Raw genomic sequence first — 19,974 nt, 5'->3', positions numbered from 1 at the left:
GAGTGAAACAGCATGAATGAATGGCTATCGAAAATCGATGCGGCCTTGATCGGCTCCATCACTGAAGCGGTGATTTATTTCATCGTCGGTCTGATCCTGGCGCGCATGGCGAATCGCGGTGTGAAGCAATGGAGCAAACATCGTTTTGATCTGCATCAGCAGCTGTTAATGGGCCGTATCGTCACCTATCTGGTGTTGCTGGTGTTTGTGGTCATGGGACTCAATGCGGTCGGTTTTAATCTTGGTGTCCTGATTGGTGCCGCGGGTATTCTGACCGTTGCCATTGGTTTCGCCTCACAGACCTCGGCCTCGAATATTATCAGCGGTCTGTTCCTGGTCGCCGAAAGGCCATTTTCCGTGGGCGATTTAATTCGTGTCGGGACCACAACCGGGGAGGTGCTGTCTATTGACCTGCTTTCCGTCAAATTGCGTACTTTCGATAATCTCTTTGTCCGCATTCCTAATGAAACGCTGATCAAATCAGAAGTGACGACCCTGACCCGCTTCCCGATTCGCCGCATCGATCTGGCTATCGGTGTGGCTTACAAGGAAGACATAAAAAAAGTCCGCAAAGTGCTGGAGCGTGTTGCCGATGCCAACCCATTATGCCTGGACGAACCCAAACCGATTTTTGTTTTCCTGGGATTTGGCGAGTCGTCACTGGATATGCAGTTCTCGGTCTGGGTAAAACGGGAGAAATTCCTCGACCTCAAAAATAGTATTCACGAGGAAATCAAAGAAGCCTTTGATGATGATGGAATTGAGATCCCATTCCCGCATCGCTCGCTCTATGCAGGTTCGGTCACCGAGCCTTTTCCGATTCGTGTTGTTGCCGATTCTGAACAACGGGACATGCCCTGATTGACTGTCGACAGTCGGCTATCTGCGCTAAGATAAGCCCCTTATCAATAAGCCGAGGTAAACCGTGAGACAACTCAGCGGACAGCTGACCAAGATGGCCGTCACCCTGCCGGCCGACAATCGGGCCTGCTATTCGATGCGGCTGGGGGATGAACAAGTGCCCATGAACGACCTGGTCGGTCAGACGGTGACCCTCCGCTACCAGGGAGAAATTCACTGCCTTCACTGCCAGCGGCTGACTAAAAAAAGCTTCAGCGGCGGTTTCTGCTTCCCCTGCTCACAACGTCTGGCACAATGCGATATGTGTTTTATCAAGCCCGAACTGTGTCATTTCGATCAGGGCACTTGTCGTGAACCTGACTGGGGTCAGGCAGTTTGCATGCAGGATCACATTGTTTATCTGGCCAACAGTTCCGGCCTGAAAGTTGGCATTACCCGTATCAACCAGGTACCGACCCGCTGGGTCGACCAGGGTGCGAGCCAGGCACTGCCGATTTTCCGGGTCAGAAGCCGCTACCAGTCCGGACTGGTGGAAGTCATGTTCAAAAACCATGTGTCGGATCGTACGGATTGGCGCAAGATGCTTAAGGGCGAGGCTGAACCGCTGGATCTTGCCGCCGAACGTGATCGTCTTTTCGCCGAATGCGAACAGGAGATTGCCGCGCTGCAACAGCAGTTTGACGACAACAGCATTGCCCTGTTGCCGGCCGAGCAGGAGCAGCAGATCATTTACCCGGTCGCAGAGTATCCGGCCAAGGTGTCGTCGTTTAACTTTGATAAAAACCCGGAAGTCAGTGGCGTCCTGAATGGTATCAAGGGCCAGTATCTGATTTTTGATAAAGGCGTGATTAACATCCGCAAATTCAGCGGTTATGAAGTGGAGATGGTGGTCTAAATGCTGTACCGACTGATGCGAAATCTGATGTTCTGTATTGATGCGGAGAAATCTCATCATCTGGGCATGACCGCGATTAACCTGATGGAAATGACCGGTTTATCCTGGTTGCTGACTCGTAAAATGGCGTCGCGAAAAGTCAAAGTAATGGGGCTGGAGTTTCCCAATGCCGTTGGACTGGCTGCTGGCCTGGATAAAAACGGTGACTATATTGAAGCCATGTCAGCCCTGGGTTTTGGTTTTGTCGAGATTGGCACCGTCACTCCAAGGCCACAGCCGGGCAATCCCAAGCCGAGGTTGTTCCGTATTCCTGAAGCCGAGGGCATCATTAACCGAATGGGCTTTAATAATCTCGGTGTAGATCACCTGCTGGAGCAGGTGAAAGCAGCCAAGACCAGGAGTCTGGTGGGCATCAATATTGGCAAAAATTTCGACACGCCGGTTGAAAATGCGGTTGATGATTACCTTATCGGCCTCAAAAAGGTTTATCCCTATGCGGATTACGTGACGATTAATATTTCTTCTCCCAACACGCCGGGATTACGTAGCCTGCAATTTGGTGAGTCACTGGCTGCTTTACTGTCAGCCCTCAAACAGGCACAGCAGGCACTGGCTGAAGAGTTCGGCCGATATGTGCCGATGGCGGTCAAAGTCGCCCCTGATCTGACCGAAGAAGAAGTCCGGCAACTGGCCGAGGCGTTCTCTTCACACGGGGTCGATGCGGTGATCGCCACCAATACCACGATGTCGCGAGATGACGTGTCGGGCTTAGCCAATGCGGAGGAGGCTGGCGGTCTCAGTGGCGCACCGGTATTTGAAAAATCCACGGATATTGTCCGGCAATTCCGGGCGGCGCTGCCTGAGGACTTGCCGATCATAGCTGCAGGTGGAATCATGTCAGGTGAAGATGCCCTGGCCAAATTACAGGCCGGTGCTGACCTGGTACAAATTTATAGTGGCTTGATTTACCGCGGACCGTCTCTAGTCCGCGAAGTGGTCGAAACAATCGCAAAGAGGAACTGAAATGGAAACTGCTGCAGGTAGTGTTGTTGGATTCTGGTTGATGAATATTCTTTACGCGGCACTGATCGTCTTCGTCGGACGCATTGTGGTCAAATGGCTGGTGAAGCTGTCACGCAAGCTGATGGTGCGCAGTAATATGGATGCAATGCTGATCAATTTTCTCAGCGTGATCGCCAATGCGGTGCTGATGCTATTTGTTTTGATCGCCGCCCTGGATCAGCTGGGTGTTGATACCACATCAATGATTGCCGTGTTAGGTGCGGCCGGTCTGGCGGTCGGTCTGGCGCTGAAAGATTCGTTACAGAATTTTGCTGCCGGCGTCATGCTGGTGATGTTCCGTCCGTTTAAAGTGGGTGACTTTGTGGAAGCCGCTGGCACCAGTGGCATTATCGAACAAATCACGATTTTCAATACGATTATGAGAACCGGTGATAACCGTGAAGTGATTGTGCCAAACGGTCAGATTTACGCCGATACCATCACCAACTACTCAGCCCGCGATACCCGCCGTATCGATATGAGCTTCGGCATTGGTTACGGTGATGATCTGCTGAAAGCCAAGACGCTGCTCAATGACATCGTTAAAGGTCACCCCAAGGTGCATGCGGATCCGGAACCGGTGATCCGTGTGGCAGAACTCGCTGACAGCAGTGTCAATTTTGATGTGCGTCCCTGGGTCAATGCGGATGATTACTGGCCGGTGCGCTCGGAACTCATCGAACAAATCAAGCTGGCTTTTGATGAAAACGGTATTTCGATCCCGTTTCCACAAATGGATGTTCACTTAGACAAAGTCGACAGTTAATCCGACCATTCTGGCCGAGGGTTATCAGCGACGCGATGACCTCTCAGGCAAAGCTGGAGGAGGTGGAGGGATAATGAGGGTTAGAAATTATCCTTCCACTGCCTGAGTGCGGCAAACACGGACTGATCATCATCCAGTGGACGGCCACTGAAGGTCTCTGCCGCAGTTCTGATGTTGGGAATGTGGCTGCGAAGAAAAGGGTTGGTGGCCAGTTCGTCGGCCATCAGAGACGGCACGGTCGCCTGCCCGGCTTCACGCATTTCTCTGGTTTTATGGCGTCTTTGCTGTAATGGCTGATTGTCGTTGTCGACGGCACTGGCAAAACGCAGGTTGGCTTCGGTGTATTCATGCGCACAATAGACTTCAGTGTCACCGGGTAATTGTTTCAATTGCTGTAATGAGCGGAATAACTGCTCGGCTGTACCACCCAACAACCTACCGCAGCCGCCGGTAAACAGGGTGTCACCGCAAAACAGCTTGTTTTCAACCAGATAACAGATATGACCTTGTGTATGACCCGGCGTGTCCATGACCCTGAACAGCGGGAAGTCGGGATCGATGGTTAAGGTGTCGCTTGCCTTTAGTGGATGGGTCACCGCCGGAATCGGTTCGTCGGCGGGACCAAATACCGGCACTGGATAGTGTTGCAGTATCGTCTCAACACCACCGATATGATCGGCGTGGTGATGCGTAATCAGAATCGCTGCCGGGTCGAGATCATACTGTTTCAGGGCCTCAAACACCGGATCGGCATCACCGGGGTCGACAATCAGCACCTTGTGACTGTTTTCTGCCTGAATCAGCCAGATATAATTATCCTTGAATGCGTTGACGGCATGAACTGTAAGCATAAAACCTCCCAACCGGGACAATAACATGAATCACTCTGACAACATGGCTATTGAACGCTGGTGGCAGAGCCCACTGGGGCAACTGCTGCTGTCAGTCGAGCGTGAGATTATGAGTCAGCTTGATGAACCGCTGCCCGGCTATTTCTTTGTGCAACTGGGTGGCAGTGAAACCTGTCTGCCGGTCGTGACTAATCGTGCCTGTCGCCAATGGCGTGTGGGCGATTCTGCTGACCTGCAGGCTGAACCCGAGTCACTCCCATTCAGGACTAACAGTATTGACAACCTCCTGTTGCAGCATGTTCTCGAGCGATCGCGGGATCCACATCAACTGCTCAGGGAAGCAGAGCGGGTTCTGGCTGCTGATGGCAAGATGATTCTTTGCTGCTTTAACCCATTCAGCCTATGGGGACTGAGACGCCTATTTTCGTGGCAGGACACGGCACCCTGGGATGGTCATTTTTTCAGTCAAACCCGGGTCCGGGACTGGCTGGCACTGCTCAACTTTGAAGTCACCGAACAGCATAAAATCTTGTTCAGACCGCCTTTCCGGCAGCGCCGCTGGATGCAGGGCAGTCAGTTCATGGAACGCTGGGGCCGGCGATTATGGCCCATGCTGGGCGGCGTTTCTGTTATGGTGGCGGCCAAGCGCAGCCTGCCACTGACACCGGTCAGAGAAAACTGGCGCAAAGGCCGGCTGTTCCCGACGCCCGGCCTGGTAAATAAACCCCTCACCCGAGAACACAACCATGGACCACGTTGAAATTTTCACTGACGGCGCCTGTAGCGGCAATCCGGGCCCGGGTGGCTGGGGCGCGATCCTGCGTGCCAAAGGCACGGAAAAGCAACTCTCCGGCAGTGAAAAACTGACCACCAACAACCGTATGGAAATGATGGCGGTGATTGCCGCGTTAGAGGCCTTGAAGCGGCCCTGTCGTGTTACCATCACCACCGACTCCCAGTACGTGATGAAAGGGATGACCGAGTGGCTGCCGGGCTGGAAAGCCAAGAACTGGAAAACAGCGGCTAAAAAGCCGGTCAAAAATGCCGAACTCTGGCAGCGGCTGGATAAAGCGATCGCCCAGCATCAAGTGAAATGGGAATGGGTGCGGGGACATAACGGCCATCCTGAAAATGAACGTGCCGATCAACTGGCGGTTGCTGCCAGAGAAAAACTGACGGTTTAGACGAGGTGAGCGTGGTAGAAACAACACAAAAACGACAGGTCATTCTCGATACCGAAACCACCGGTATCAGCACCGCCGACGACCACCGCATCATCGAAATCGGTTGTGTGGAAATGGTGGGCCGACGCCTGACCGGTCAGACTTTTCACCAGTACATCAATCCACAGCGCGACATTGATGACGGTGCCATCGAAGTGCATGGCATCACTAATGAGTTTCTGGCCGATAAACCGTTGTTTGCCGATATTGCCGAAGATTTTCTGCGCTTTATCGAAGGCGCCGAACTGGTTATTCATAATGCGCCTTTCGATGTCGGCTTTATCGATCATGAGCTCGCAAAGCTCAAAGATGAACCCCGTCGTGTTAATACTATTGCTACTGTGCTTGATACCCTCAGAATGGCGCGCGACAAGCATCCCGGTCAAAAGAACAGCCTGGATGCCCTCTGTAAACGCTATGATGTAGACAACGCCAATCGAGAACTGCACGGCGCTCTACTTGACGCCGAAATCCTCGCTGATGTTTACCTGGCGATGACCGGTGGACAGGTGAGCCTGACGTTAACGGCAGAAGAAGCTGTCGAGTCGACCAGCGATGACAAAATCGATGTGGAACCCGGACAAATTCAGACCCGCCAGCCACTCGTTGTGATCAGGGCCAGTGATGAAGAACTGGCTGCACATCAGGCCATGCTGGAAAAGGTCAACGAATCCAGTGGTGGTCAGTGCGTGTGGCTGAGACATGATTAATCATCCGCAGATTTCGCCGACTGCCACAGATTACAACTCATACTTCTCTGGTAGATGGAAGCTGAAAAGCTTCCACTGGTGCACGACCGGCTAGCCTGCTCACCAGATATAATCTGCACTAATCCGCGACATCTGCGGATAAACATTTTCCCCTTCTCAATTTTTCACTGACATCGGCTTGAAATTGAATTTTTCGTCCCCAAGTTGGGGGTCTGTTACAAGCAAACCGGAATGATGACTCATGAGCAACGAAGAAATCGAAAAGCCTGAAGACAATCAGGCACAGGAAACTGCCAACGATTCGGAACAGCAGGCCCAGCCGGAAGCGGAACAGGATACGGCCAAGCTGCTTGAAGATGCACGCAACAAAGCCGATGAGCATTGGAACGAGCTGTTAATGGCCCGCGCTGATCTGGAAAACATGCGTCGTCGCCACAGCCGTGACCTGGAAAACGCCCACAAGCATGCGCTGGATAAATTTGTCGCTGAGCTCCTGCCTATCTGCGACAGCCTGGAGTTAGGACTGAGCGCAGCGCATAAAGACGAAGCCACGCTGGAAACTGTCCGTGAAGGCATGGACATGACGCTGAAAATGCTGCTGGGCAACATCGGCAAGCTGGGACTGGAGCAGATCAACCCTGAAGGTGAAGCCTTCAACCCGGATCTGCATCAGGCTGTCTCGATGCAGCCGGCCGATGGTGTGGAGCCGAACCAGGTTATCAGCGTGATGCAAAAAGGCTATGCCTTTAATGGTCGCGTGATTCGCCCCGCGATGGTGGTGGTTTCACAATAATTCGGCCGGGGACTTGAAATCGCAGAAATGTCCCCCAAATACACGAACATAGGCTGACAAAGCCAGCAACAGATTAAGAATGATGGAGTTTAACTATGGGTAAAATTATTGGTATCGACCTGGGAACGACCAATTCCTGCGTCGCAGTGATGGAAGACGGCAAAGCACGTGTGATTGAGAACAGCGAAGGCGATCGCACCACACCGTCTATCGTTGCCTTCACCAAGGACAACGAAGTACTGGTTGGTCAATCTGCCAAACGTCAGGCCGTGACCAATCCCAAAAACACCTTGTATGGTATCAAACGTCTGATCGGTCGTAAGTTCAAAGAGAAAGTCGTTCAGCGTGATATCGACATGGTCCCTTACAAGATCATCGAAGCCGACAACGGCGACGCCTGGGTATCAGTTAACGACAAGAAAATGGCACCGCCCGAGATTTCTGCCCGTGTGCTGATGAAAATGAAGAAAACCGCGGAAGAATTCCTGGGTGAAGAAGTAACCGAAGCCGTTGTGACTGTACCGGCCTACTTCAACGACTCTCAGCGTCAGGCGACCAAAGACGCCGGTAAAATTGCCGGTCTGGAAGTCAAACGTATCATCAACGAGCCCACCGCAGCCGCACTGGCTTACGGCATGGACAAAAAACGCGGTGATTCCACCGTGGTGGTTTATGACCTGGGTGGTGGTACTTTCGACGTATCTATCATCGAAATCGCTGATATCGAAGGCGAGCACCAGTTTGAAGTACTGGCCACCAATGGTGATACCTTCCTGGGTGGTGAAGACTTTGACCAACGCATCATCGATTATCTCGTTGATGAGTTCAAGAAAGATCAGGGCGTTGATCTGGGTAAAGACCCACTGGCGCTGCAACGTCTCAAAGATGCGGCGGAAAAAGCCAAGATCGAGCTGTCTTCCAGCCAGCAGACCGATATCAACCTGCCCTACATCACGGCCGATCAAAGCGGTCCCAAACATATGGAACTGCGCCTGACCCGTGCCAAACTGGAGTCACTGGTTGAAGACCTGATTAGCCGCAGTATGGAACCCTGCAAAATGGCATTGAAAGACGCCGGTCTGTCGACCTCGCAAATCGACGATGTCATTCTGGTCGGTGGTCAGACCCGTATGCCGAAAGTACAGGAAGCGGTTAAGGAGATGTTTGGCAAAGAGCCGCGTAAAGACGTCAATCCAGACGAAGCGGTCGCGCTGGGTGCTTCTATCCAGGCTGCGGTTCTGGCTGGTGATGTCAAAGACGTACTGCTGCTGGACGTCACCCCGCTGAGCCTGGGTATCGAAACCATGGGTGGTGTGATGACCAAACTGGTTGAGAAAAACACTACCATTCCTACCAAAGCGAATCAGGTGTTCTCAACGGCTGAAGACAATCAGCCTGCCGTGACCATTCACGTGCTGCAGGGTGAGCGTGAAATGGCCTCAGCCAACAAATCCCTGGGCCGCTTTGATCTCGCCGATATTCCGCCGGCACCGCGTGGTGTACCGCAGATTGAAGTGACCTTCAATATCGACGCCAACGGCATCCTGCATGTGTCTGCCAAAGATAAGGCGACCGGTAAGGAACAGTCGATTGTGATCAAGGCTTCCAGCGGTCTGAGTGATGATGAAGTTGAGCAAATGGTGAAAGATGCTGAAGCCCACGCTGAGGAAGATAAGAAATTCCATGAGCTGGTGACAGCGCGTAACCAGGCTGATGCCTTGATTCACGCCACGACCAAGTCACTCAAAGATCTGGGCGATAAAGTCGAAGCCGACGAAAAGGCGAACATCGAAGCTGCGGTTGAAGCGCTGCAGGAAGCGATCAAGGGCGAAGACAAAGACGATATTGAAGCCAAGACCAATGCGCTGAGTGAAGCCTCTGCCAAACTGGCTGAACGTGCTTATGCTGAGAATGCAGAAGCCGGTGCCGGTGAAGGCGCAGCGGATGATGCGCAGTCCGGTGACGATGTAGTCGATGCCGAGTTCGAAGAAGTCGACGACGACAAGAAGAAGTAATCCTGCAAGTCCGTCGGGGTGAAGGGGAGAATAGCGTGTCTACCCGCGTAAACATCACTGCTGACGGACAGGACTAACAAAGCAAACAGGCGTCAGGTCAGACTGGCGCCTGTTTTGTTGTTTTGGGGAAAACAAGAAGCATGGCCAGAAGAGACTATTACGAGATTTTAGGTATCTCGCGAACGGCGACCGAGGCCGAAATCAAAAAAGCCTATCGTCGTATGGCGATGAAGTATCACCCGGACCGTAATCCGGATGATGCTGAAGCCGAAACCAAGTTCAAAGAAGCGAAGGAAGCTTATGAAATATTAGCCGACAGCCAGAAGCGTGCGGCTTATGATCAGTTCGGGCACGAAGGCGTTGACCAGTCCATGGGCGGTGGTTTCGGCCGTGGCGGTGCGGGTGGCTTCAGCGATATCTTCGGTGATGTCTTTAACGATATTTTTGGTGCCGGTGGTGGCCGCCAACAGGCTTTCCGTGGCGCCGATCTGCGCTATCGGCTGGAATTGTCGCTGGAGGAAGCTGTGGCGGGTACCACGGCCAAGATCCGGATTCCGGTCAATGTTGAATGTGAAACCTGTGATGGCAGCGGTGCCAAGAAAGGCACCGAACCGGTCACCTGTACCACCTGTGGCGGTCATGGTCAGGTTCGTATTCAGCAGGGCTTTTTCACCATGCAGCAGGCCTGCCCGCATTGTCGCGGCACCGGCAAGATGATCAAAGATCCCTGTCCGGATTGCCACGGAGAAGGGCTGGTGCAGGAACACAAAACCCTGTCTGTTAAAGTGCCGGCCGGTGTCGATACCGGTGACCGCATCCGCCTGCAGGGCGAAGGTGAAGCGGGACTTCACGGTGCGCCTGCCGGTGACCTGTTTGTTGAGGTCGCGGTGCAGCGTCATGATGTGTTCACACGTGATGGCACCAATCTGTTCTGTGATGTGCCGTTGAGTTTTGTCACTGCGGCCCTGGGCGGTGAGGTGGAAGTCCCGACACTGGAAGGCAAGGCCAGCCTCAAAATTCCGGAAGGCACTCAGACCGGTCAGCAGTTCCGAATGCGTGGCAAGGGCGTGACCTCGGTGCGTGGTGGGCCAACAGGTGATCTGTTGTGTCGCGTGATTATTGAAACGCCGGTGAAGCTGTCTAAGAAGCAAAAAGAACTGCTGGAACAGTTTGAGAAGGATATCCAGGGCGGTGGTGAAAAACACAGCCCTAAACATTCATCCTGGCTGGATGCCGTGAAGCGCTTTTTTGAATGAATACCAATCCGCTTGCGGTAACGGTTCAAGCTGGAGATACTCTCTGCATTGAATCGCACCGTCAGCCGGGGTAGCTGTTCAAGTCTATCCCCGGGTAATGTGCGTAAACAAAGAAAGGAAGTTAAATGACAATCAAGATTGCGATCAATGGTGCCGCCGGCCGTATGGGCCGTTGCCTGATTCAGGCCGTTGAGCAAACCGATGGTCTGGAACTGAGTGCAGCGATCGATCGGGCTGATTCTTCACTGATCGGTGCTGATGCCGGTGAAGTGGCCGGGGTCGGCAAACTCAATGTCGCTTTGAGCAGTGATGTTGATGCGGCCACCAAAGTCTCCGATATCGTCATTGATTTCACGCTTCCGGAAGTCACCATGGCCCTGTTGCCGCATTGCGTCGCCAATCACTGTCGGCCGGTCATCGGCACCACGGGTTTTGATGACGCGCAGAAACAGGCCATCAGTGAGGCGGCTGAGAAGGTATCGGCCATTTTGGCACCGAATATGAGTGTCGGCGTTAATCTGTCATTGAAATTGCTGGATCTGGCAGCGCGCGTGCTGGGTGATGAGGTCGACATTGAAATCGTGGAGGCTCATCACCGTCATAAGGTCGATGCACCCTCCGGCACGGCTTTACGAATGGGTGAGGTCGTGGCCGATGCCTTGGGACGAGATCTGAAACAATGTGCTATATACGGGCGCGAAGGCCGTACCGGTGAACGTGACCGTAACACCATTGGTTTTGCCACGGTGCGTGCCGGTGATATCGTCGGCGATCACACCGTTATGTTTGCCGGTGAAGGCGAGCGGGTTGAGATTACTCACAAAGCCTCCAGTCGTATGACCTTTGCCTTCGGCGCCATGCGTGCTTCCAAATGGTTGATGCAATACAACAGTGGCTTGTTTGATATGCAGGATGTGTTGGGTCTTAAAGACTGAGACTCTGACGGAGACGCCCGAATTCGCCGTTTTCGGGCTCCCCGAGCGCTAAGCTGTTATTCCGGTTGTACAGAATGGATTTTGTACTTATATAATCGGAAGTCAAATGTGCTAGGGAATGGACATGACAACGGCAGCAAACATTCTGATTGTCGATGATGTTACCGACAATATTCAGGTAGCAATGAATTTGCTGCGTGAGGATAATTACGACTTCTCATTTGCCACCGATGGTCCCAAGGCCTTATCCATGCTACAAGCCGACGGGGCCGAATTTGATCTGATTCTGCTCGATATCATGATGCCTGGCATGGATGGTTTTGAAGTCAGCCGTCAGATCAAAGCGATGCCAGCCTGGCGCGATGTGCCCATTATTTTCCTGACTGCGCGTACCGATGTCGATTCCATAGCCAGTGCTTTTGAGGTGGGCGGTGTTGATTATGTCACCAAGCCTTTTCATGGCGCCGAGTTACTGGCCAGGGTCAGGGCTCATATTCAGTTGTTTCAGACGCGGAAATGGCTGGAACAGCAGAATATTGATCTTGAGACCAAATCACGCTTCGCCCAGGCTCGCTTATTGTCAGAGCTGGAAGACAGCCAGAAGGAGCTGATCTGGTTACTGACCGAACTGATGGAATCCACCTCCGACGAGACCGGTAAACATATCCGCCGGGTGTCTGAAATTTCCTCTCTTCTCGCTATGTTGCATCCCAGTCTGACCGAGGCTGACGCCGATACGCTTTATCATGCTTCACCGATGCATGATATCGGTAAGATGACTGTGCCCCATGAAATCCTGCACAAGCCGGGACGGTTGTCACCGGAAGAATTTGAGATGATGAAGCAACATACCAGCAATGCCTATCGGCTGATGTCGGGCTCAAAACGTCGTCTGATTCAGGCGGCGGCGATCATTGCCCATCAGCATCATGAACGCTGGGATGGCAAAGGCTATCCGCGAGCGCTTAAAGGGTCAGATATTCATATCTACGGCCGCATCGTCGCCCTGGCCGATGTGTTTGACGCGCTGACTCACAAGCGCTGCTACAAAGAGGCATGGGAACCGCATGAAGCGGTGGATTTCATTGTCGCTAACCGTGGTAGTCATTTCGACCCAGAACTGGTGGACCTGTTCACTGACAATGTGGATAAGTTTCTCGACATCGCTCAGTTAACGTGACTCTCACCCCGACCATCCCATACCGATGCTGGAGCTTCATATCCGGGCTTTTGCGATGCATGGTGTGTTTGCTGGCAGGATTACTGAGTACACCGTTGTGGGCTGATGTTCCCAGCTATCAATCCCGCATGAGCGTATCACTCAGCGCCGATGAACAACGCTGGCTGCAAACCAATCAGGCGGTGTTGGTGGGGGCGGGACTCGACTGGGCGCCTTTCGACTTCATCAACCAACAGGGCCAGTACCAGGGCGTCAGCCGTGACTACCTGGATTTAATCGCGGAAAAAACCGGGCTCAAATTCAGCTATCAGACCGGCTACTGGTGGCAGAACCTGGCGCGGTTTCGGCGCGGGCAAATCGATCTGCTGCCGGCCGTTTATAAGACGCCGGCACGACTCAAGTTCATGCAATTCAGCCGGTCCTATCACGAGACGCTGGATTATTTTTTCATCCGCACTGATCTCGATCCCGATTCGTTGCAATCGCTCGAGGGCCTGCGCGTTGCGGTGCCCAGGGATGATGCGCATATCCAGGTGATCGAAACCCATTTCCCTGAGCTCGAGCTCGTTGAAGTCGACACACTGGGCAGTGCGGTAGATGCCGTGCTTGAGGGACGAGCCGAATTATTGTTCGAAACCTATGCTGTGATGGTGTATGCACTGGATAAACAGGCTATTACAACGATTCAGCCGTGGCGTTCGACACGGGAACTGGGCAGCCGATATATCCATATGGCAACCCGTAAAACGGATCCGATCCTGGCCTCAGTTATTCAGAAAGGGCTGGATGCCATTACTATCAGTGAAAAACGTGCTATTCATGAAAGATGGTTCAAACAGCGTTCGATAATCAGTAGTCCCGGACTCACGCTGTCTCAGACCGACAGGGACTGGTTGGCTGCGAATCCAAGCATTCGTTTTGGTGGAGATCCCAACTGGTTGCCTTATGAAGCCTTCGACAGCGACGGTAACTACATTGGCATCGTGGCCGAGCACCTCAAGCTGATCGCCCAAAAACTCGGGCTGGAGATTGTCTATGTCCCGACCGAGAGTTGGTCAGAAACCGTGGCGATGGCCCGTAACGGGACGATTGATGTCCTGTCGGAAACCAGTGATTCGACGCTTACAGAGGCGTTAGCATTCACTCAGTCCTACTTGTCCAGCCCGGTGGTCATTGTCATGTCCAACCGCGAAAATTATGTAGACAGCATTGATTCGATTCGCGACCAGGATATTGCAGTGATCCGGGATTACGGTTATGTGCCTGCCATTCGTAAAGCTTACCCCGACATCGTATTGACCGAAGTGACGTCAATTCAGGATGGTTTGACCGCGGTGTCGACCGGCAGAGTGGACGCACTACTGGCGACACTGGCACAAGCCAGCTACCACATTTCAGAAATGGGCATCAATAACATCCGGATCGTGGGAGAAACCGGCTTCAATACCAAGCTGGCCTTCGGCATCCAGCCTGATAAAGCCCCACTGGTGTCCTTATTTAATCGTGCACTGGCAGATATCAGTCAGGCAGAGAAACAGATGATCCTCGATGCGTGGGGGAGACATAAATTTGTTTCGCGGATTGATTATGGCTTGATTGGACGGATCCTGCTGGTGTTCCTGTTACTGGCCGCAGTGATCCTGTACTGGAACCGCAAACTGGCAAAAGAGGTGCGTTTGCGTAAAGAGGCTGAGGCACAGACCCAGACGCTGCTCGATTATATCCCCTTGCAGGTGGCGGTTACCGGTTATGACGGCAAGATATTTACAGTCAATCCGCAGGCGTTAAGGGATTACAAACTGACACCTGAAGAACTGAATAACTACAATATGCTGGATTTTTATCAGGATAAATCACAGCGTGATGCCTTGATGGCGGAAATTCGGGAGAAGGGGTACGTCGAACAGAAAATTGTGGCTTTCAAGGGCCTGGACGGCCAGGTACATTCGATGATGGTGTCGATGATTCCGATTCAGTACCACAAACAAAATGCCTTATTGTCGATTGCTGTCGATATCACGGAGCGTCTGGAGATGGAGCAGGCTTTGCGCGAAGCCAGGGACAGGGCCGAGGTAGCAAATAAGGCGAAATCAGCCTTTCTGGCCAACATGAGCCATGAGATACGCACACCGATGAATGCGATTATGGGCTTTACCGAGTTGTTAAGTGCCCGCCTGACTGAGCCGGGTCTGAAAAAGTATGCCGATACGATTCAATCGGCAGGTAAAGATCTGCTGTTGCTGATTAACGATATTCTCGATTTATCGAAAATAGAGGCGGGTAAACTGGACATTGATAAATCGCCGGCTAATCCGCATGATTTGTTCCGGGAAGTAGCCAATATCTTTGCCCTGAGTCTCAGGCAGAAAGACGTGAACATGCTGTTGGAGGTGGCGCCGAGTATTCCTGAAAGTCTGATGCTGGACACGGTCAGGTTGAGGCAGGTACTGCTTAACTTAATGGGGAATGCCGTCAAGTTCACCGAGTCAGGCTATGTCAAGTTGCGGGCTTATACCGAGGAAGAGGACAGTGTTCTCAGTCGCCTGAATCTCAAAATCGATGTTGAAGACACGGGCATCGGCATAGCGCAAGCGGACCTGGATACGATATTTGATGAATTCAACCAGACCAGCAGTCATGATCTGAGCCGCTTTGGCGGTACCGGCCTGGGCCTAGCAATCAGCAGCAGGCTGGTCAAGCTGATGGGCGGCGAGCTGACGGTCAGTAGTCAGCCTGAGGTCGGCTCAACCTTTACGGTCACGCTCAATCAGGTTGATGTCGCCAGCATCGCCGCCAGTGAGCGTGATGAACAAATACAAGCCGGTGACCTGAGCCTGGAGTTCCTGCCGGCGACGATCATGGTGGTGGATGATGTTGCCAATAATCGGCAACTGCTGCGTGAGAATTTCAGGGATAGCTCACTCCGGATTATTGAAGCCAGCAACGGTCTCAATGCCATTGAGCTACTCGAGACAGAGCCGGTCGATCTGATTCTGATGGACCTGAGAATGCCGGTGATGAGTGGTTATGAAGCCGCTGCCAGAATCAAGGCAGAACGTGATATTCCCATCATCGCTCTGACTGCGTCGGTGATGAAAGAAGATTTTGAACGGATACAAAAATCCGATTTCGATGACTATGTTCGTAAGCCGGTTAAGCACAGTGCCCTGTTGGCGTCGCTCGCCCGCTTTTTGCCTCACCAAATGACCGAGTCCCTTGCTGTTGCAGAGGCTGAAATCTCTCTGTCCGATGCGGAACGTGCTGATCTGGGTCAGATGATCGAACAACTGGAAGGTTTTACTGCAAGCTGGGAACAGATTAAGTCAGGTAACAACATAGGTGCTATTCAGCGCTTTGGCCAGCGTTTGCTTGAGGCGGGCGAAGCGTTACAGTTCCGCCCGGTCATCGAGTATGCAGAAGCCTTGCTGCAGAAAGTCGAGATATTCGATATCACTGGCATCAGCAATCAGTTGGCTGCTTATCCCACCTTGCAGCAGCAACTACGTTCAGAGCTAGTCAATCAGACGGATTAATATTGACCTGCTTTTAACTCTGCCTGACGCGAGCCTTCCGGATCACCGGCACGTAGGCGGATCTTGGCAAGTAACTGCCACAACCGGCGCAGCTGAGAAGTATTGCCCTGCGCCAGCGAGACGCCCTTCAGGGCTACCTGCTCGGCCAGAGCAAAATCTTCCAGCTCCATATGGGTCACAGCCAGCGAGTAGTAAACTTCCGGATCTCTGGGTGCAATACGCTGTGCGCGCTGCAGGCTGCCTTGTGCGGCGCGGTAATCACCGGCATCACGAGATTGTTCAGCATTGCTGAGCAGCGCCAACACGGCGGGACTTTGTTGATTTTGCGGTTGTGGCGCCGGTGCCGGTGAAGGGCTCGGTGTCGCAGCCGGACCGGAATCAGGTAAGGGTGTCGCGACAGCCGCTTCTGAGGGAGGCGCCTGCGGCGCCGGTCTGGGCGATGGCCTCGCTTCGGCCTCAGTGCCCCGGTCTTCCACCGGCGCTCTGGGTGCTTGTGATGGCGCTATGCTACAACCTGCCATCATCGCAACAAAAACACCTGTCATTAGCAGGCGGGGTGTGGATAAGCGCATAATCATTCCTTAGCGAAACCAGTCCTTTATCCAGTCAATTGAGCGGCTGACGGGATCGTCCTGCTCATCTGCCTTGAGATAACATTCCGCTGTCTGTTGTGGTGCCGTGCCACGAATAAACGGCAACTGCCGGGCATCTTCACATTGTGCAGCGGATAAGTAACCATTGTCCTCATTCACCCACAGCCATTCAATGTTTTCCGGTGTCGGTGCGTGGAAACTCTCCAGTGGCTGACTGGCCATAAACTGCGTCCAGGCGCGCAGCGCGCCCCCAGAGCCGGTAAATGGCAGCGGCGAATTATCATCCTGGCCCAGCCAGACTACGGCGAGGCGGTTATTACTGAAACCGGCAAACCAGCTGTCACGCTGGTCATCCGATGTGCCGGTCTTGCCGGCGACACGGATACTGCCCGGTAAGCTGCGGTAGATGCTCGCCGCGGTGCCGCTACGGGCCACTTCCTGCATTGCGGTCTGTAGCAGATAGATATCTTCTGCCGCGACGGTCTGCTTAAGCTGGAAGGGATAACTCGACAAGGCATTGCCGTTACTGTCGGTGACCGTGCGAATCGCCCTGGCCGGCATCTGGAAACCGTTGGCAGCGATAGTCTGATACATTGTGGCAACTTCCAGCGGTGACAGACCCTGTGCGCCAAGTAACAAAGAGGGATATGGATCCAAATCGCGCCTGACACCCAGTCTGATCATCGTATCGATGACTTTATCAAGGCCCAGTTCCATACCCAGTCTGGCGGTGGAAATATTATACGACTGGGTCAATCCTTCAATCAGCGTGACGTTATTGTGAGACTGCTTATCAAAATTCTGCGGCTTCCAGGTCTGGCCGTTGGGCTGCGGCAGCGAATAAGGAGAGTCATCCAAATGTGAACTCAGGGTGTATCCCTGCTCCAGCGCAGTCAGATAGACAGCCGGCTTGACCAGTGAGCCGATAGGCCGCCTGGCGTCGAGTGCGCGGTTAAAGCCTTTATAGCGGGTATTGCGGTCACCGATGACCGACAAGACTTCACCTGTTTGTGGATCAGTCACCACCATGCTGCCCTGCAGTTTGTTGACGCCCTGGTAACCCTGCTCCAGCTGAGCGATGGTTTGAGTCAGTGCCAGCTCGGCTTCTTTCTGCACGATAGGATCCAGGCTGGTGAAGACACGTAGGCCCTCAGAGCTGAGATCCTCGTCGCGGTAATGCCGTCTGAGCTGGCGTTTCACCAGATCCAGAAAGGCCGGGTAGGCCTCTTTAAGCAGGGTGCCTTTTTTGACCACATCCAGATCAGCCGTGGTCGCCTGCTGATATTGTTCCTGGGTAATTTCGCCCTGATCCCTGAGTACCCGCAGCACCAGATCCCGCCGCTGTTTAGCTCGCTGAGGGTGACGGCGGGGGTCATAATATGAGGGCCCTTTGACCATACCGGCCAGTAAGGCCACTTGATGCAGCTTGAGCTCCTGGATTGGTTGGGCAAAAAAGTAGTGAGCACCCAGCCCGAAACCATGAATGGCACGCGCGCCATCCTGACCCAGGTAGACCTCATTCAGGTAGGCTTCCAGGATTTCATCCTTGCTGTAATGCAGCTCCAGCAGCATGGCCATGGGCATTTCCAGCAGCTTACGGATCAGCGTCCGGTCAGAAGTCAGATAGAAATTTTTAATCAGCTGCTGAGTGAGTGTGCTGCCGCCCTGCACAAACCCGCCGGCCTTGATATTGGCGACCATGGCACGGGCGATGCCCTTGGGGGAAATGCCGTGATGATAGTAAAAGTCACGGTCCTCAATGGCGATGAGGGCATCAATCAAAGCAGACGGGGCATCTTCAAGCTGAATCAGATCCCGGTCTTCATTATTAAGGGGATAAATACCACCGATGAGGACCGGTTCGAGCCGAACCAGGGCGAGTTCATTGCCCTGATAATCGCTGATAGTTGAGAGCCCCTGGCTATTAAAGTCGAGTACCAGGCGACGGGCCGGCTCATTGCCATCTGTAAAATTAAAACCACGGGTCGCGATGATGGCACGGGATGATGAAAACGCTGCTTGTCCGGGCTGTGATGCTTTGCTGACAAATTGATAACCGAGGCCACGCAGTTCAATTTTCAAATCTTTGAGTGACAGCGGTGAGCCTGCATAAAGCTCAAGCGGCCTTGCGAACACCTTAGCCGGAACGGCCCAGCGCTTGCCTTCAAACTGGTGCCGGATCTGTACATCGAGAAACAGCAATAACAAGCCCATCAGGACCAGCAGAGTAAACAGGATCTTAAACAGTGAGGATTTACTGATAAAACCCCGATGGTTTTTACGGGACGTGCTTCGGCTGCGGCGTTTCATCGGTTTTCGCTTAGCAGTTTGAGAGGTTTTTTTTCGGGCCATAAATAATTCAGCTGTCCGGGTGGTAATCAGCGCTCAGTTGAGTCTGGCGCAGACGGGCGAGAATTTCTGGTAATCCGTTTCCAGCCTGTCACCTTGTCACTGTCAGGGCAGTTAATTCGCATAAGGACCTATTATGCTTGAGCTGATTATTTTTTGCTGACCCAAAGCATCGCCTTCAGGACCGAATCTGCCCTTCGCGCCGGGGTGGATTGAGTCGGGGTTTTTTGACCGGATACAAGTACCTGCGCTTGTTGTGCTCATGTTAATGCCTGATTTCGCATTCTCGAAATTGTCTGGTAATATGCAGAACTCCGAATGGGTTTCATGCGTAAAATTATTCACCTGAAACTGCGAGAAAATGCAACTGAAGTGAGCGTTTATGGCTTTAGAAACACCAGTTTGTGACTTCGGTCAGCCAGCCATTGATTTTTCGCTGCCGGGTACCGATGGCGAAATCTGGACGCTGGATGACTGTCGCGGTGAAAATGGTCTGCTGATTATGTTCATCTGCAATCACTGTCCTTACGTACAGGCCGTGATTGACAGACTGGTCCGCGATACCAATGAGCTCAAGCAATACGGCATCAACGCAGTTGCCATCATGGCCAATGATGTAGAAGAATACCCGGAAGACTCGTTCGATAACATGAAAAAGGTTGCGAAGCAGCAAGGGTTTTCCTTTCCTTATTTATATGATGAATCGCAGCAGGTCGCCCAGGCTTACGGGGCAGTCTGCACGCCTGATTTTTTTGGCTATAACAAAGACCTGGAATTGCAATACCGTGGTCGTCTGGATGCCAGCCGTAAACAGGCTGCCGATCCTGATGTACGACGGGACCTGTTTGAAGCAATGAAGCAGGTCGCTGAAACAGGCCATGGCCCGGAAAATCAGATACCGAGTATGGGCTGCTCGATCAAATGGCGGGCGGCTTAATTTTTTTTAATAGGA

17 protein-coding genes are annotated in these 19,974 nt (G+C 52.8%); 14 read left to right on the top strand and 3 right to left on the bottom strand.

The genetic code is table 11. The features are described 5' to 3' along the window. The first annotated feature begins 12 nt into the window (after positions 1-12). From OMQ46_RS07090 to OMQ46_RS07075, 4 genes are all read left to right on the top strand, one after another. On the top strand, positions 13-861 hold the full coding sequence (locus OMQ46_RS07090) for a mechanosensitive ion channel family protein (RefSeq protein WP_266236062.1): 849 nt from the start codon (positions 13-15) through the stop codon (positions 859-861). Between the two features lie 94 nt (positions 862-955). After that, a complete protein-coding gene (locus tag OMQ46_RS07085) occupies positions 956-1,756 on the top strand; it encodes a DUF2797 domain-containing protein (RefSeq protein WP_266236490.1) in 801 nt (266 codons plus the stop codon). After that, complete coding sequence (locus tag OMQ46_RS07080) at positions 1,757-2,779, top strand: quinone-dependent dihydroorotate dehydrogenase (protein ID WP_266236061.1); 1,023 nt, start codon at positions 1,757-1,759, stop codon at positions 2,777-2,779. It abuts the gene before it with no gap. A gap of 1 nt (position 2,780) precedes the next feature. Continuing rightward, a complete protein-coding gene (locus OMQ46_RS07075) occupies positions 2,781-3,584 on the top strand; it encodes a mechanosensitive ion channel family protein (RefSeq protein WP_266236060.1) in 804 nt (267 codons plus the stop codon). Between the two features lie 80 nt (positions 3,585-3,664). Here OMQ46_RS07075 and gloB read toward each other — a convergent pair whose 3' ends face one another. Further along, positions 3,665-4,435: a hydroxyacylglutathione hydrolase gene (gloB, locus tag OMQ46_RS07070; protein WP_266236059.1), complete on the bottom strand. Its 771-nt coding sequence runs from the start codon at positions 4,433-4,435 to the stop codon at positions 3,665-3,667. Between the two features lie 25 nt (positions 4,436-4,460). Between gloB and OMQ46_RS07065 the strand changes: the two genes are divergently transcribed. The 9 genes from OMQ46_RS07065 to OMQ46_RS07025 all read left to right on the top strand — a co-directional run bounded on the left by OMQ46_RS07065 (position 4,461) and on the right by OMQ46_RS07025 (position 16,080). After that, positions 4,461-5,195, top strand: a complete 735-nt coding sequence (locus OMQ46_RS07065) for a methyltransferase domain-containing protein (protein ID WP_266236058.1) — start codon at positions 4,461-4,463, stop codon at positions 5,193-5,195. Continuing rightward, positions 5,182-5,619: a ribonuclease HI gene (gene rnhA / locus OMQ46_RS07060; RefSeq protein ID WP_266236057.1), complete on the top strand. Its 438-nt coding sequence runs from the start codon at positions 5,182-5,184 to the stop codon at positions 5,617-5,619. Before OMQ46_RS07065 ends, rnhA begins: the two co-directional genes overlap by 14 nt. An 11-nt stretch (positions 5,620-5,630) precedes the next feature. Then, on the top strand, positions 5,631-6,368 hold the full coding sequence (gene dnaQ, locus OMQ46_RS07055; protein WP_266236056.1) for a DNA polymerase III subunit epsilon: 738 nt from the start codon (positions 5,631-5,633) through the stop codon (positions 6,366-6,368). Between the two features lie 241 nt (positions 6,369-6,609). Beyond that, a complete protein-coding gene (gene grpE / locus OMQ46_RS07050) occupies positions 6,610-7,161 on the top strand; it encodes a nucleotide exchange factor GrpE (RefSeq protein ID WP_266236055.1) in 552 nt (183 codons plus the stop codon). A 95-nt stretch (positions 7,162-7,256) separates the two neighbouring features. Continuing rightward, positions 7,257-9,176 (top strand): molecular chaperone DnaK, encoded by a 1,920-nt coding sequence (dnaK, locus tag OMQ46_RS07045; RefSeq protein WP_266236054.1) that lies wholly within the window; start codon positions 7,257-7,259, stop codon positions 9,174-9,176. A 140-nt stretch (positions 9,177-9,316) separates the two neighbouring features. Then, the gene (dnaJ, locus tag OMQ46_RS07040) at positions 9,317-10,432 is read left to right on the top strand and encodes a molecular chaperone DnaJ (RefSeq protein WP_266236053.1); all 1,116 of its coding nucleotides are present in this window, start codon (positions 9,317-9,319) and stop codon (positions 10,430-10,432) included. A gap of 125 nt (positions 10,433-10,557) precedes the next feature. Further along, on the top strand, positions 10,558-11,367 hold the full coding sequence (dapB, locus tag OMQ46_RS07035) for a 4-hydroxy-tetrahydrodipicolinate reductase (RefSeq protein WP_266236052.1): 810 nt from the start codon (positions 10,558-10,560) through the stop codon (positions 11,365-11,367). 124 nt (positions 11,368-11,491) lie between these two features. After that, on the top strand, positions 11,492-12,547 hold the full coding sequence (locus tag OMQ46_RS07030) for an HD domain-containing phosphohydrolase (RefSeq protein WP_266236051.1): 1,056 nt from the start codon (positions 11,492-11,494) through the stop codon (positions 12,545-12,547). A gap of 128 nt (positions 12,548-12,675) precedes the next feature. Further along, positions 12,676-16,080 (top strand): transporter substrate-binding domain-containing protein, encoded by a 3,405-nt coding sequence (locus OMQ46_RS07025; protein WP_266236050.1) that lies wholly within the window; start codon positions 12,676-12,678, stop codon positions 16,078-16,080. On the opposite strand, the gene OMQ46_RS07020 is transcribed toward OMQ46_RS07025, so the two are convergent. Both OMQ46_RS07020 and mrcB read right to left on the bottom strand, forming a co-directional pair. Next, positions 16,077-16,652 (bottom strand): tetratricopeptide repeat protein, encoded by a 576-nt coding sequence (locus OMQ46_RS07020; protein WP_266236049.1) that lies wholly within the window; start codon positions 16,650-16,652, stop codon positions 16,077-16,079. The genes OMQ46_RS07025 and OMQ46_RS07020 overlap by 4 nt on opposite strands. A gap of 9 nt (positions 16,653-16,661) precedes the next feature. Then, on the bottom strand, positions 16,662-18,983 hold the full coding sequence (gene mrcB / locus OMQ46_RS07015; protein WP_266236048.1) for a penicillin-binding protein 1B: 2,322 nt from the start codon (positions 18,981-18,983) through the stop codon (positions 16,662-16,664). Positions 18,984-19,404: 421 nt separating this feature from the next. Here mrcB and OMQ46_RS07010 point away from each other — a divergent pair, with 421 nt between their 5' ends. After that, entirely contained in the window at positions 19,405-19,959 is a 555-nt protein-coding gene (locus OMQ46_RS07010; protein WP_266236047.1) for a thioredoxin family protein, read from the top strand. Positions 19,960-19,974 lie beyond the last annotated feature (15 nt).

Source organism: Methylophaga sp. OBS1, assembly GCF_026319365.1.
This window is presented reverse-complemented; position numbering and strand designations above follow the sequence as displayed.